This is a genomic window from Streptococcus sp. UMB0029 (genome assembly GCF_002871495.1).
GTDB lineage: Bacteria > Bacillota > Bacilli > Lactobacillales > Streptococcaceae > Streptococcus.
Genome location: NZ_PNGD01000012.1, coordinates 27,983 through 42,689, shown reverse-complemented (window position 1 = coordinate 42,689; position 14,707 = coordinate 27,983). Strand labels below are relative to the sequence as shown.

Here is a 14,707-nt window from a genome sequence, read left to right as displayed (position 1 = left end):
ATGTATCAAGTTCCAGAGAAATATTATTTTAGACTACATCACCCAAGACCTCGTTTTAAAAATGATGTCGAAAATGTACTTGTTTATATGGCAACGAATATTTCTTATTTGGGAATATTGCCTAAAAATGAATTTAGTCAGCAACTAAATGACATTATCAAACAATATGCAGGAAATGCAGATAAAACAGAGAAAACAATCAATAACTGGCGAACAGAGATTTCTTCTTTGTTTGGGATGATGATTGAGAAAGATGGCTTTGTCTATTCAGGAAACAGGGCTAAGGAATTGACTGAGGACCAAGACCTTATTCGCTTTTTTAAAACCTTTTTGTATAATTTTGAATATCCTGGTGGGCATCTAAAAGATAACGAGATTGTTAAACTTTGCCAAATCGGAGTTCAATTTAAGCCAGCTCAGTATCTACTGGAACTATTTACAGAAGCCTCACAAGCTGAAGAAAAAACTATTTACCTCACCGATGAAGAAGTCGCCCATTGTATCTTTAATGATTTGAGATGCACTCGTGATAGAGAGCCTGTTTTGAAAATATGGAATCGTATCAAAGAGAATAGAGCGTCTAAAGTAGCTTACGATACTAAAGGAGATGTTATTCGATATGCCAAAGATATTTTAGATTACATGGTTATAGCGAGTTTACTAACTGTTCAAGGTGGTAGGTATAAAATAAATTCTATGGAAGAGCAAGCAATAAATGACTTTTTGCAATCAGATGCTACCTTTGATGGCTATGCTCAATTTATTGGAAATGCTTCTACAACAATTGAAGATGTTCGAAATTTTAGAAGTGCTTGGTTCGAATATGTCAATCGTGATTTAGGAGATATTGATTTTAGGACAAACTTTAATATCTACCTTCCAAGTGATATTGATTTTACTGAAGAGAAAACAGATATTATCGGACATCTAACTGAACACATCGAATACAGCGAGAAAATCTCTACCGCTGTTGTAGGGAGTTCGGGAGAAGCTATTGTTATCAATCATGAAAAACAAAAATTACGAGAACATGGGCAAGAGCAGTTGCTCCATCTGGTGAATTTTATTCCAACACAGTTTGGCGTTGGCTACGATGTTCAATCTTTTGAGTGTGATGATTCTGAGCTGAGAAAGTATATTGAAGTCAAAACAACTGTCAGCAATGCTTCTATTACTTTTAATTCGTTTCATATCACACCAAACGAATGGCGAACTGCTAAATCTGTGCGTGATAGATACTATATTTATCGTTTGCAGATTTCTAAACATAGCAAAAAATTGTTTATTATCAAGAATTTGTATGAGTTAGTCAAAAATGAGAAGATGCTTCTGATTGAGAGAAAAGATGGATATGATGTCCGTTTTTCATCGTCAGTTGGCTTTGAGGAGAATTTAATTTGAAGAAACTAAAAATTGCCTCTCTTTTTAGTGGAGGGGGTGGAACGGATATTGGTTTTGCTGGTGGATTTGATTTTTTAGGTAAACATTATGCTGACAATCAAATTGAGATTGTCTATGCAAATGATATTGAAGACAGTGCCAATAAAATGTTTGAAAAGAATTTTGGTGTTACTCCAGACAATCGAAATATCCGAGAAATAAAATCAGATGAAATCCCATATTTCGATATTTTAACGGGAGGTTTTCCTTGTCAATCATTTTCTGTTAGTGCTCAAAATCCGAAACGCTTAGGAATAAAAGACGAAAAAGGGACACTGTTTTTTGAGATGGTGCGAGTGTTAAAGGCTCATCAACCAAAAGCATTTTTTGCCGAAAATGTTAAGGGAATTTTGTCTGCAAACAATAAAGAAGCTTTTCCTCTAATTATTGAAGAGTTCGAAAAAGCTGGCTATAATGTTTCTTATAAACTTTGTGTAGCCACCAAATACGGCGTTCCGCAAAAGAGAGAGCGTGTGTTTATTGTTGGCATTCGAAAGGATTTAAATTTTACTTTTGAATTTCCTGAAGAGCCTATTCAGAATGTAGAAGATTATACACCACTAAAAGCAATTCTTCAGCAAGATATTGATGAAAAGTATTATTTTAGTGAGAGGGCTGTGCAAGGAATGTTAAATAGTAAATCTGGCAAAAAAATGAATAAAGGACGAGCACAAGACATTGAACAGCCGAGCAATACGGTTAGTTCCCACTTGGCGAAAGTGTCCTTAAATAGTACTGATCCTGTTTTATTAGAAAATGGACGTTACCGTCGCTATACTCCAAGAGAGGTTGCACGTATTCAGTCGTTTCCAGAAAACTATGAATTGCTTGGTTCGGAAGGTGCTCAATATAGAATGCTGGGGAATGCTATTCCACCAGTAATGATGTGGTATATTGCTGAAAAGTTAGTATCAGATTTACGTAATAGTGATGTAATTGCTAAGCAACAGAAACTCGAAGAAAGTTTTGGTCAACTGGATTTGTTTGAAGCGAGTTGATGTTTTAAGTGTAGGGAACTTGATATGGAATTGAATTTTCAAGATAAGAGTTTTATAAAAGTATTTTTTAATAGTGACGGTTATGTACTAAATTTTTCTAATTCCACTTTTGCTAAGTTTACTTTTAATTCAGTAGGAGTAAATATTCAAGAAAAATATGGGGGTTCAAAGGGGAAAGCTTTACAGGCTTTTATAGATAACGAACCAGATGAACTCGTCCTTAAATTAGCTTTAGATTTACTTAGATATTATGAAGACCTTCCTGACTCATATCACGAGAAAACTGAAGAGAGGAAGTCTCAGGCATTGAAATTGAAAGAGAGACTTTCGAAATATGAAGTCTCACAAATAGCCTACTTAAATAATGCTGCTAAATCTTTATCTGACTATTTTGATAGCGACTATATAGATAAGCAAATGGGGATTATGAATGAAATGATTTCTCGCTCTCCAGCGGACGCTATTGGAAAAGCTAAGGAATTGTTGGAATCGTGTTTTAAACATATTTTAGACCACGAAAAAATTGAGTATTCTAATTCTAATGATATTGCAACTTTGCAAAAGAAAGTCTTTAAATTTTTAAACTTGGATTCTAATGAAAATATTTCAGCAAAAAATAATCAAGATGTAAAGCTGGTTCTAAGTGGTTTGAATCAAATTATCAAGGGGATTAACAATCTTCGAAATGATAAAGGGGATGGTCATGGTAAGGGAGCTAACTTTATAGAATTGCCACCAAGGTATGCTTCAGTTGTTGTTGGTTCTGCATTAACGGTAGTGTCATTTGTTTGGGAAACATATCAAGATAAGAAAAAATAGTAAAGGAGAGAGGTTAAATGTCTAAAAATACTAATGCTCAGATTTCTAATTTTATGGATGAACATTTAAGATTTGAAATTAGAAATAATGGCTATAATTTAGACTATAATAGAGATGAACTAACTTTTTCGGAGCTTGAGAATATAATTAAGTCTAACTATAAGTATTGGGAAGAGAAAAGTAGTTCCTATGAAATGGCTAATCCTATTTTAAATAATTGGAAATATTGGCAAGAGAGATTGCGAAATCTCAAAGATTATTTAGAAAATCTCTCTGAATTTAATATTAATGAAGTTTATAATTTTTTGTATAGTCATTTTTCAACTTCATATACTACTATTACTTCAAGTAGTATTAGGCTTATCTATGTAGACATTAATAGTCCAATCAATAAAGATAATAATATTGTAATGCTTCGATTATTTGTTGATTTTTACTTAAAAAGTTGGGCTAAAGATTATTTATTAGAAGCAATTCAAAATTATATTACTATCGAAAATAATAAAAACTACATCGGTCAATATTTGAATTCTACTGATTCTTATAGATTGATTCCAGCGTTGTTTATATTAAACAGAGAGCTACCTAAAGCTAAAGCTCCATTTAAAAATTTTCAAAGGGAAGTTATTGATCCTGTTTCTGAAACTGTAAAGGAAATTGCTTCTGACGCTCAAGAAAACTTCAAACAAACTACTGCTTTAATTGAAGAAAAAAATGAAGCTATCCGAGAGTTGTTTAATTCACATTATCAAGAGATTAGTGACTTTAAAGAGGATTTTGAAAACTGGCAAGATGATAAAGAAAATGCGATTAAGATTTTAGAAGATACTTATAAAAATAAATTACAGCTTGAAGCTCCTGAGACATTATGGAAAGAAAGGTCAAAAAATTATAAAGTTAACAATAGGTATTGGATGGGTGGTCTTGCAGTATTTATTGTTGCTTTGATATTTTCAGCAGGAAGTTTATTGGTTAGTATTCATGAATATTTGAAAGGAACCCTAAAAGATATTCCATTTATCTCTCAATCTTTTGTATATGTTGCATTAATTTCATTTTTGATATATTTAGTTCGAGTTATGATAAAGATTATCATTTCAAATCAGCATATGGCAATGGAATATGAACAAAAGGAAGCCTTAACAAGATTTTATCAAGCTTTAGTCTATGATGGCAAAGAAGTAGAAAAAGAGGAAAGATTAATAATTTTTAATGCTTTATTTAGTAAAACTGATACTGGATTAGTTAAAACGGACAGTTCTAATGATTCGGAAGCATTACTTGCTATACTTTCTAAAATATCTAAGTAGTAAAAAAGAAATAATATCTTATTATTGAATAGTCCAATAACCAACACCACTCTAAACCTTAAACCCCAGCAATTCTAAGTTGCTGGGGTTTAAGGTTTAGAGTGGTGTTGGACTGCTGGGTGAGGTGTGGACATTATACCATAGTTCGTGACAGTTCCAGCTTTTTTTGATAAAATCATACAGTATGCCCTTGGGCACAAAGTATGAACTGGGACTGTCTTTCCCAGCTTCGGAGGTAAAAAATGTCAGATTCACCAATCAAATACCGTTTGATTAAGAAAGAAAAACACACGGGAGCTCGTCTGGGAGAAATCATCACCCCCCACGGCACCTTCCCGACACCTATGTTTATGCCAGTTGGGACACAAGCCACTGTTAAAACACAGTCACCTGAAGAATTGAAGGAGATGGGTTCGGGAATTATCCTGTCAAACACCTATCATCTCTGGCTTCGCCCTGGAGATGAACTCATCGCACGCGCAGGTGGTCTCCACAAATTCATGAATTGGGATCAGCCTATTTTGACGGATAGTGGTGGTTTCCAGGTTTATTCCTTAGCAGATAGCCGTAATATCACAGAAGAAGGCGTAACTTTTAAAAATCATCTCAATGGTTCCAAGATGTTCCTATCACCAGAAAAGGCCATCTCTATTCAGAATAATCTAGGTTCAGACATCATGATGTCCTTTGATGAATGTCCTCAGTTTTATCAACCTTACGACTACGTTAAGAAATCAATCGAGCGTACCAGTCGTTGGGCTGAGCGTGGTTTGAAGGCTCACCGTCGTCCACATGACCAAGGTTTGTTTGGGATTGTGCAGGGGGCAGGATTTGAAGACCTGCGTCGTCAGTCAGCTCACGATCTTGTCAGCATGGATTTCCCAGGCTACTCTATCGGTGGCTTGGCAGTGGGAGAAACCCACGAAGAGATGAATGCAGTTTTGGACTTTACAACCCAACTGCTACCTGAAAATAAACCTCGCTATTTGATGGGTGTGGGAGCGCCAGATAGCTTGATTGATGGGGTGATTCGTGGGGTGGATATGTTTGACTGTGTCTTGCCGACTCGCATCGCTCGTAACGGAACTTGTATGACTAGTCAGGGACGTTTGGTTGTAAAAAATGCCCAGTTTGCTGAGGACTTTACGCCGCTGGATCCTGAGTGTGATTGCTACACATGTAAGAACTATACACGTGCTTATCTTCGTCACCTACTCAAGGCCGATGAAACCTTCGGTATCCGCTTGACTAGCTACCACAATCTTTACTTCTTGCTTAACCTGATGAAGCAAGTGCGACAAGCTATTATGGATGACAATCTTTTGGAATTCCGTGAGTATTTTGTTGAAAAATATGGCTATAATAAGTCAGGCCGTAATTTCTAAAATGGAATTGATATAAGCTAAAAATCCTAAGTTTTCTCTTGGGATTTTTCTTCTTTTTTTGATAGAATAAAGTGTACAATGAAAGGAAGAATAAACTCGTATGCGCATTAAATGGTTTTCCTTGATTAGGATTACAGGTTTACTACTGGTACTCTTGTATCATTTCTTTCAGACCATCTTTCCTGGAGGATTTTTCGGGGTAGATGTCTTTTTCACATTTTCAGGATTTCTGATTACAGCTCTACTCATCGAAGAATTTTCTAAGAATCGTGAGATTGATTTGATAGGATTTTTTAGAAGACGTTTTTATCGGATTGTGCCACCTGTGGTTTTGATGGTCTTAGTAACCATGCCCTTTACCTTCCTAGTTCGCCAAGACTATGTGGCTGGAATTGGAGGTCAGATTGCGGGTGTCTTAGGCTTTATGACCAACTTCTATGAACTCCTAACAGGTGGGAGTTATGAATCTCAGTTCATTCCTCATTTGTTTGTTCATAATTGGAGCTTGGCTGTTGAGGTTCACTACTATATTCTTTGGGGATTGGCAGTTTGGTTCTTATCCAAACAGGCTAAATCAAATGGTCAGTTGAAGGGGATGGTCTTTCTTTTATCTGCTGCTGCATTCTTGATCAGCTTCTTCTCCATGTTTATTGGTAGTTTTCTAGTAACCTCTTATTCCTCTGTGTACTTCTCCAGTTTAACTCATGTCTATCCATTCTTTTTGGGAAGTGTGTTAGCAACGATTGTAGGCGTTCGTCAGACGACTTCCCTCGTCAAGCAGTTGGATAAAATCTGGGATTTACGAAAGACCCTTTTAGTTTTTGGAGGAGGTTTTGGCTTCTTACTCATTTTGACCTTCTTTGTCAAATTTACCTATCTCTTTGCCTATCTTATAGGCTTCTTGCTTGCCAGTCTTGCAGCTCTTGCTATGATTCTGGCGGCGCGTGTCTTACATGAAAAGACTCCTAATATGCAGGAACCAAAGATTATCAGTTTTTTAGCAGATACTAGCTATGCGGTTTATCTCTTCCATTGGCCTTTCTATATCATATTCTCACAGTTGACATCAAATCTTCTTGCTGTGTTATTAACTTTGATTTGTTCTTATGGATTTGCCAGTCTTTCATTTTATGTATTGGAACCTTGGATTGCAGGCAAGAACACACCTGTTTTACAAACTCTTCGTCCCTTGCCTTATATTCACGCAATTCTTGCAACAAGTACAGGAATCTTGGCCTCCATTGTCTTCTTAGTGGCTTTCTTGGCACCACAAGTGGGAGCGTTTGAGACAGATTTGACTGTCAATGGTTTGAAGCAAGCTGCAACAAATATTGGCCAGACCAAGGTGATGGCAGAACGAGCAGAAGCTGATAGTTTAGGAATTGCTGATGGCACTATGTTAATTGGTGACTCGGTGGCTTTAAGGGCAAATACAGCCCTGCAGACAGCCCTTCCAGGGGCACAGATTAACGCACAAGTTAGCAGAACAACCAAGACTGCCAATGAAATCATGCTAAATAATGGCCAGAATAAATTTCTACCAAAGATGGTGGTTATTGCAACAGGTGTGAATAATCCTGAAAATTACAAGGAAGACTGGGATAGTATCGTGAAAAATCTTCCTAAGGGCCACCACATGGTTTTGGTGACTCCTTATGAGGGAGATAAGACAAAAGAGACCTATGCAATCGTTGAGAAGGCTGCTGCCTATATGAGAGAATTGGCAGAGAAGACCCCTTACATCACGATAGCGGATTGGAATCAAGTTGCTAAGGAACATCCAGAAATTTGGACTGGGACAGACCAAGTCCATTTCGGAAGTGACACTAGCAAAATTGAAGCCGGAGCAAAATTGTATGCAGATACCATTGCCACAGCCTTGCAAACAGCTCAAGACAAACCAGTCAAATCTAAATAACTTGTATTTAAAAAGAGAAGAGTTGGAGACATCCAGCTCTTTTAAAATATCTCTAGAAAATAGGTCTATACCATTTACAAATGAATCAGAAAAGTTTATAATGTAATTGACATAATAAATATCAAAAGTAATCTTTTAAGGAGGTCATTATTATGCCTAATTACGTTAAAGCAGATCAGTTTTTCTATCCATTTGGCATTCGTCGCGGTGGGTACTTAGAACTTGTTGATGGCAAATTTGGGAAACATGTGGATCAAATTCCTGAAGGAGCAGAGGTTCTTGACTATACTGGTTATAGCATTGCACCAGGTCTTGTGGATACTCATATTCATGGATATGCAGGTGTAGATGTGATGGACAACAACATTGAAGGTACATTGCATACTATGAGTGAAGGACTTCTTAGTACCGGTGTTACCAGTTTCTTGCCCACAACTTTAACAGCCACTTATGAGCAATTGCTTGCAGTCACTGAAAATCTTGGAAACCATTATAAAGAAGCAACAGGTGCTAAGATTCGTGGGATTTATTATGAAGGTCCATATTTCACAGAAACTTTTAAGGGGGCACAAAATCCAACTTATATGAGAGACCCGGGTGTTGAGGAGTTTCATTCTTGGCAAGATGCTGCAAAAGGGATGCTAAATAAAATCGCTATTGCACCAGAACGTGATGGGGTGGAAGATTTTGTACGTACTATTACAGGTGAAGGTGTGACAGTTGCACTTGGACACTCAGATGCGACATTTGAACAAGCTAAGAAGGCAGTTGATGCTGGAGCTAGTGTATGGGTACATGCCTATAATGGGATGCGTGGTTTAACACACCGCGAACTAGGTATGGTAGGAGCTATGTATGAGCTCCCACATACTTACGCAGAATTGATTTGTGATGGTTATCACGTAGATCCAAAAGCTTGTGAGATTTTACTTAAGCAAAAGGGGACAGACAACATCGCTCTTATTACGGACTGTATGACAGCTGGTGGGCTTGAAGACGGTGACTATATGTTGGGAGAATTCCCTGTTGTAGTAGCAAATGGAACTGCACGTCTCAAATCTACTGGTAATTTGGCAGGTTCTATCCTCAAACTTAAAGATGGTATGAGAAATGTAGTCGAGTGGGGTATTGCAAATCCACACGAAGCGGTTATGATGGCTAGCCTTAACCCAGCAAAATCTGTTAATATTGACGATGTCTGTGGACAAATTCGTGAAGGTTATGATGCAGACTTTATTGTTTTAGACAAAGATTTGGAATTGGTAGCTACGTATCTAGATGGTGTGAAACGTTACCAAGCATAACATAAAAGCAGAGACTATTTGACGGTCTCTGCTTTTTTATATATGGTACTTTACCAGTAAACAAAAAGTTAAAAAAATCACAAAAAAAGCTTGAAGAAGTAAATGAAAAGGCTTACAACTAAAACATAGATACAAATAAAAAAACGGAGGAGTGCTTTATGAAAGCCTATACTTATGTTAAGCCAGGACTTGCTTCTTTTGTTGATGTAGACAAACCAGTTCTTCGCAAGCCGACAGACGCTATCGTGCGTATCGTTAAAACAACTATATGTGGAACAGACCTTCACATTATTAAAGGGGATGTTCCTGCTTGCCAAAGTGGTACCATTCTTGGTCACGAAGGGATTGGGATTGTCGAAGAAGTTGGAGAAGGTGTTTCTAACTTCAAAAAGGGTGATAAAGTATTAATTTCCTTTGTTTGTTCATGTGGTAAATGTTACCACTGTAAAAAAGGAATCTATGCCCACTGTGAAGACGAAGGGGGCTGGATTTTCGGTCACTTGATTGATGGTACGCAGGCTGAGTACTTACGTGTTCCTCATGCTGACAATACTCTATATCATACACTAGAAGCTTTATCAGATGAAGCCCTTGTTATGTTGTCAGATATTTTACCAACTGGCTATGAAATTGGTGTTTTAAAAGGGAAAGTAGAACCTGGTTGTAGCGTAGCCATTATTGGTTCAGGACCTGTTGGATTGGCTGCTCTTTTAACAGCTCAGTTTTACTCACCAGCCAAATTGATTATGGTGGACCTAGGTGATAACCGTTTGGAAACTGCTTTATCATTCGGTGCAACTCATAAGGTTAATTCTTCAGACCCTGAAAAAGCAATTAAAGAAATTTATGATTTGACAGATGGCCGCGGTGTAGATGTTGCTATCGAAGCTGTTGGTATTCCTGCAACATTTGATTTCTGTCAAAAGATCATCGGTGTAGACGGGACCGTTGCCAACTGTGGTGTGCATGGTAAACCAGTTGAGTTTGAGTTGGATAGACTTTGGATTCGCAATATCAATATCACTACTGGTTTAGTATCTACAAATACAACACCTCAGTTGTTGAAAGCTCTTGAAACTCATAAGATTGAGCCAGAAAAATTGGTAACTCATTATTTCAAACTAAGTGAAATTGAAAAAGCCTATGAAGTCTTCAGTAAGGCAGCAGACCACCATGCCATTAAGGTCATTATTGAAAACGATATCTCAGAAGCTTAAGAAATAAAAAGTTTTTATCATATAAGTAAATAGAAATTCAGTCATCCATCGGATGCCTGGATTTTTTATCAAAAAATTAAGAGATGAGCATATTTCTTTCCTTGTCTGGCGGAATTAGTTATAATATACGGTACAAAGGAATGAATGAATATGTATCGTGTTATAGAAATGTATGGAGATTTTGAACCCTGGTGGTTCTTAGAAGGTTGGGAAGAAGATATTGTAGCTAGTAAGAAATTTGACCAGTATTATGATGCTCTCAAATACTACAAAACTTGCTGGTTTAGATTGGAACAGGAATCCCCTCTTTATAAAAGCAGAAGTGACTTGATGACCATTTTTTGGGATCCAGAAGACCAACGCTGGTGCGATGAATGTGATGAGTATTTACAACAATACCATTCTTTAGCTCTTTTGCAGGATGAGCAGGTTATCCCAGATGCAAAACTACGCCCAGGCTATGAAAAACAAACAGGTCAAGAAAGGCACCGTGCTTGCCGTATGAAATTAAAATAGAGAAAAAGTAACTTTTTTAGAGTTGCTTTTTTATTTTTTCCAAATCTTTGCGAATAGTATAGGTGAGGAGGTAAGTATGGTTCAAGAAATTGCACAAGAAATCATTCGTTCAGCTCGGAAAAAAGGAGCGCAAGACATTTATTTTGTTCCTAAGTTAGATGCCTATGAGCTTCATATGAGGGTAGGAGACGAGCGCTGTAAAATTGGTTGCTATGATTTTGAAAAATTTGCGGCTGTCATCAGTCACTTTAAGTTTGTGGCGGGTATGAATGTTGGAGAGAAGCGACGTAGTCAACTTGGTTCCTGTGATTATGCCTATGACCAGAAGATGGCATCTCTACGTCTATCTACTGTAGGCGATTATCGAGGACATGAGAGTTTGGTGATCCGTTTGTTGCACGATGAGGAGCAGGATTTGCATTTTTGGTTTCAGGATATTGATGAATTGGGCAAGCAGTACAGGCAACGTGGTCTCTATCTTTTTGCTGGTCCAGTCGGAAGTGGTAAGACGACCTTGATGCATGAATTGGCTAAATCTCTCTTTAAAGGACAGCAAGTCATGTCTATCGAAGACCCTGTCGAAATCAAACAGGACGACATGCTCCAGTTGCAGTTGAATGAGGCAATCGGACTAACCTATGAAAATCTGATCAAGCTTTCACTACGGCATCGTCCTGATCTCTTGATTATAGGAGAAATTCGGGACAGTGAGACGGCGCGTGCAGTTGTTAGAGCCAGTTTGACAGGTGCGACAGTCTTTTCAACCATTCATGCCAAGAGTATTCGAGGTGTTTATGAGCGCCTGTTGGAGTTGGGTGTGAGTGAGGAGGAATTGGCAGTCGTTCTGCAAGGGGTTTGCTACCAGAGATTAATCGGTGGAGGAGGAATCGTTGACTTTGCAAACAAAGACTATCAAGAACACCAGCCAACTAGCTGGAATGAACAGATTGACCAGCTTTTTCAAGATGGACATATCACAAGTCTTCAGGCTGAAACGGAAAAAATTGGCTACAGCTAAGCAAAAAAATATCATCACCTTGTTTAACAATCTCTTTTCCAGCGGTTTTCATCTGGTGGAAACTATCTCCTTTTTAGACAGGAGCGCTTTGTTGGATAAGCAGTGTGTGACCCAGATGCGCACGGGCTTGTCTCAAGGGAAATCATTCTCAGAAATGATGGAAAGTTTAGGCTTTTCAAGCGCTATTGTCACTCAGTTATCCCTAGCTGAAGTCCATGGGAATCTTCATCTGAGTTTGGGAAAGATAGAAGAATATCTAGACAATCTGGCCAAGGTCAAGAAAAAATTAATTGAAGTAGCGACCTATCCCTTGATTTTGCTGGGTTTTCTTCTCTTAATCATGATGGGACTACGGAACTACCTACTACCACAACTGGATAGTAGCAATATCGCCACCCAAATTATTGGAAATCTGCCACAAATTTTTCTAGGCATGGTAGGGTTTATTTCAGTAGGTGTCCTTTTAGCACTAACTTTTTATAAAAGAAGTTCAAAGATGCGCGTTTTTTCTATCTTAGCACGCCTTCCCTTTCTCGGAATCTTTGTGCAGACCTATTTGACAGCCTATTATGCGCGTGAGTGGGGGAATATGATTTCACAGGGAATGGAGCTGACGCAGATTTTTCAGATGATGCAGGAACAAGGTTCCCAGCTCTTTAAAGAAATCGGTCAAGATCTGGCTCATGCTCTCCAAAATGGTCGAGAATTTTCTCAGATGATAGGAACCTATCCTTTCTTTAGGAAGGAATTGAGTCTCATCATCGAGTATGGGGAAGTCAAGTCTAAGCTGGGGAGTGAGTTGGAAATCTATGCTGAAAAAACTTGGGAATCCTTTTTTACCCTAGTCAACCGAACCATGAATTTGGTGCAGCCACTGGTTTTTATCTTTGTGGCTCTGATTATCGTTTTACTTTATGCGGCAATGCTCATGCCCATGTATCAAAATATGGAGGTAAATTTTTAAAATGAAAAAAATGATGACATTCTTGAAAAAAGCTAAGGTTAAAGCTTTTACACTTGTGGAGATGTTGGTGGTCTTACTCATCATCAGTGTGCTTCTATTACTCTTTGTACCTAATTTGACCAAGCAAAAAGAAGCAGTCAATGATAAAGGAAAAGCTGCTGTTGTTAAGGTGGTAGAAAGCCAGGCAGAGCTTTATAGCTTAGATAAAAATGAAGATGCTACTCTGAGCAAGTTACAAGCAGATAGGCGTATTACTCCTGAACAGGCTAAAGCTTATAAAGAACACCATGATAAAAATGGAGGAGCAAATCGTAAAGTCAATGATTAAGGCCTTTACCATGCTGGAAAGTCTCTTGGTTTTGGGTCTTGTGAGTATCGTAGCTTTGGGCTTATCCGGCTCTGTTCAGTCCACTTTTGCAGCGGTAGAGGAGCAGATTTTCTTTATGGAGTTTGAAGAACTCTATCGGGAAACCCAAAAACGCAGTGTAGCCAGTCAGCAAAAGACTAGTCTGAACTTAGATGGGCAGACCATTAGCAATGGCAGTCAAAAGTTGACAGTTCCTAAAGGAATTCAAGCACCATCGGGCCAAAGTATCACATTTGACCGAGCTGGGGGCAATTCGTCCCTGGCTAAGGTTGAATTTCAGACCAGCAAAGGAGCGATTCGTTATCAATTATATCTAGGAAATGGGAAAATTAAACGCATTAAGGAAACAAAAAATTAGGGCAGTTATTTTACTGGAAGCAGTAGTTGCTCTAGCTATCTTTGCTAGCATTGCAACCCTCCTTTTGGGACAAATTCAGAAAAATAGACAAGAAGAAGCAAAAATCTTGCAAGAGGAAGAAGTCTTGAGGGTAGCTAAGATGGCACTGCAGACAGGTCAAAATCAGATAAACATCAACGGAGTTGAGATTCAGGTGTTTTCTAGTGAAAAAGGATTGGAGGTCTACCATGGTTCAGAACAGTTGTTGGCTATCAAAGAGCCGTAAGGTCAAGGCTTTCACTCTGTTAGAATCCCTGATTACCCTCATTGTCATCAGTGGAAGTTTACTTCTCTTTCAAGCCATGAGTCAGCTTCTCATTTCAGAAGTTCGCTACCAGCAACAAAGCGAGCAAAAAGAGTGGCTCTTGTTTGTGGACCAGCTGGAGGCAGAATTAGATCGTTCGCAATTCGAAAAAGTGGAGGGCAATCGCCTCTATATGAAGCAGGATGGCAAGGATATCTCTATTGGTAAGTCTAAATCAGATGATTTTCGGAAAACCGATGCCAGTGGACGAGGTTATCAGCCTATGGTTTATGGCCTCAAATCTGCGCAGATTACAGAGGACAATCAACTGGTTCGTTTTCGTTTTCAGTTCCAAAAAGGCTTAGAAAGGGAGTTTATCTATCGTGTGGAAAAAGAAAAAAGTTAAGGCAGGTGTTCTCCTCTATGCAGTCACCATGGTAGCCATCTTTAGTCTTTTGTTACAATTTTACTTGAATCGACAAGTCGCCCATCATCGAGACTATGCTTTAAATAAAGAAAAATTAATCGCTTTTGCCATGGCCAAGCGAACCAAGGATAAAGCCGAGCAAGAAAGTGGAGAACAGGTCTTTAATCTAGGTCAGGTAAGCTATCAAAACAAGAAAACTGGCTTGGTGACGACGGTTCGTACGGATAAGAGCCAATATGAGTTCCTATTTCCTTCAGTCAAAATCAAAGAAGAGAAAACGGATAAAAAGGAAAAGGTAGTGACTGATTCAAACGAAAAAGCGGAGAAGAAAAAATCAGAAGAGAAGCCTGACAAGAAAGATAATTCCTAGCTAATCAAGCTAC

General features: G+C 38.2%; 16 protein-coding genes. All 16 read left to right on the top strand.

From position 1 onward, the window contains the following. Positions 1–1,401, top strand: coding sequence for a protein NO VEIN domain-containing protein (locus CJ239_RS08830; RefSeq protein WP_102211294.1), 1,401 nt, complete (start codon positions 1–3; stop codon positions 1,399–1,401). Beyond that, positions 1,398–2,438 (top strand): DNA (cytosine-5-)-methyltransferase, encoded by a 1,041-nt coding sequence (gene dcm, locus CJ239_RS08825; protein WP_102211293.1) that lies wholly within the window; start codon positions 1,398–1,400, stop codon positions 2,436–2,438. The genes CJ239_RS08830 and dcm overlap by 4 nt, the downstream gene beginning before the upstream one ends. A 24-nt stretch (positions 2,439–2,462) precedes the next feature. Continuing rightward, a complete protein-coding gene (locus CJ239_RS08820) occupies positions 2,463–3,257 on the top strand; it encodes an abortive infection family protein (RefSeq protein WP_102211292.1) in 795 nt (264 codons plus the stop codon). Positions 3,258–3,274: 17 nt separating this feature from the next. Then, positions 3,275–4,567, top strand: coding sequence for a DUF6161 domain-containing protein (locus CJ239_RS08815; protein ID WP_102211291.1), 1,293 nt, complete (start codon positions 3,275–3,277; stop codon positions 4,565–4,567). 242 nt (positions 4,568–4,809) lie between these two features. Beyond that, the gene (gene tgt, locus CJ239_RS08810; RefSeq protein WP_001285237.1) at positions 4,810–5,952 is read left to right on the top strand and encodes a tRNA guanosine(34) transglycosylase Tgt; all 1,143 of its coding nucleotides are present in this window, start codon (positions 4,810–4,812) and stop codon (positions 5,950–5,952) included. 100 nt (positions 5,953–6,052) lie between these two features. Then, on the top strand, positions 6,053–7,870 hold the full coding sequence (locus CJ239_RS08805) for an acyltransferase family protein (RefSeq protein WP_102211290.1): 1,818 nt from the start codon (positions 6,053–6,055) through the stop codon (positions 7,868–7,870). 152 nt (positions 7,871–8,022) lie between these two features. Continuing rightward, positions 8,023–9,174 carry an N-acetylglucosamine-6-phosphate deacetylase gene (gene nagA / locus CJ239_RS08800; RefSeq protein WP_102211289.1) on the top strand — a complete coding sequence of 384 codons (1,152 nt, stop codon included), beginning with the start codon at positions 8,023–8,025 and terminating at the stop codon, positions 9,172–9,174. A 158-nt stretch (positions 9,175–9,332) separates the two neighbouring features. Then, a complete protein-coding gene (locus CJ239_RS08795; protein WP_102211288.1) occupies positions 9,333–10,391 on the top strand; it encodes a zinc-dependent alcohol dehydrogenase family protein in 1,059 nt (352 codons plus the stop codon). 150 nt (positions 10,392–10,541) lie between these two features. Next, the gene (locus CJ239_RS08790) at positions 10,542–10,907 is read left to right on the top strand and encodes a DUF1033 family protein (RefSeq protein WP_102211287.1); all 366 of its coding nucleotides are present in this window, start codon (positions 10,542–10,544) and stop codon (positions 10,905–10,907) included. Positions 10,908–10,983: 76 nt separating this feature from the next. Then, positions 10,984–11,925: a competence type IV pilus ATPase ComGA gene (gene comGA, locus CJ239_RS08785; protein WP_102211286.1), complete on the top strand. Its 942-nt coding sequence runs from the start codon at positions 10,984–10,986 to the stop codon at positions 11,923–11,925. Then, complete coding sequence (gene comGB / locus CJ239_RS08780) at positions 11,873–12,889, top strand: competence type IV pilus assembly protein ComGB (RefSeq protein WP_102211285.1); 1,017 nt, start codon at positions 11,873–11,875, stop codon at positions 12,887–12,889. Before comGA ends, comGB begins: the two co-directional genes overlap by 53 nt. A gap of 1 nt (position 12,890) precedes the next feature. Then, entirely contained in the window at positions 12,891–13,217 is a 327-nt protein-coding gene (gene comGC / locus CJ239_RS08775; protein ID WP_102211284.1) for a competence type IV pilus major pilin ComGC, read from the top strand. Then, on the top strand, positions 13,210–13,614 hold the full coding sequence (gene comGD / locus CJ239_RS08770) for a competence type IV pilus minor pilin ComGD (RefSeq protein WP_257994519.1): 405 nt from the start codon (positions 13,210–13,212) through the stop codon (positions 13,612–13,614). Before comGC ends, comGD begins: the two co-directional genes overlap by 8 nt. Beyond that, on the top strand, positions 13,577–13,879 hold the full coding sequence (gene comGE, locus CJ239_RS08765) for a competence type IV pilus minor pilin ComGE (protein ID WP_102211282.1): 303 nt from the start codon (positions 13,577–13,579) through the stop codon (positions 13,877–13,879). The genes comGD and comGE overlap by 38 nt, the downstream gene beginning before the upstream one ends. Beyond that, complete coding sequence (gene comGF, locus CJ239_RS08760) at positions 13,842–14,303, top strand: competence type IV pilus minor pilin ComGF (protein WP_102211281.1); 462 nt, start codon at positions 13,842–13,844, stop codon at positions 14,301–14,303. The genes comGE and comGF overlap by 38 nt, the downstream gene beginning before the upstream one ends. After that, entirely contained in the window at positions 14,281–14,694 is a 414-nt protein-coding gene (gene comGG / locus CJ239_RS08755; RefSeq protein ID WP_102211280.1) for a competence type IV pilus minor pilin ComGG, read from the top strand. The genes comGF and comGG overlap by 23 nt, the downstream gene beginning before the upstream one ends. Positions 14,695–14,707: the final 13 nt, after the last annotated feature.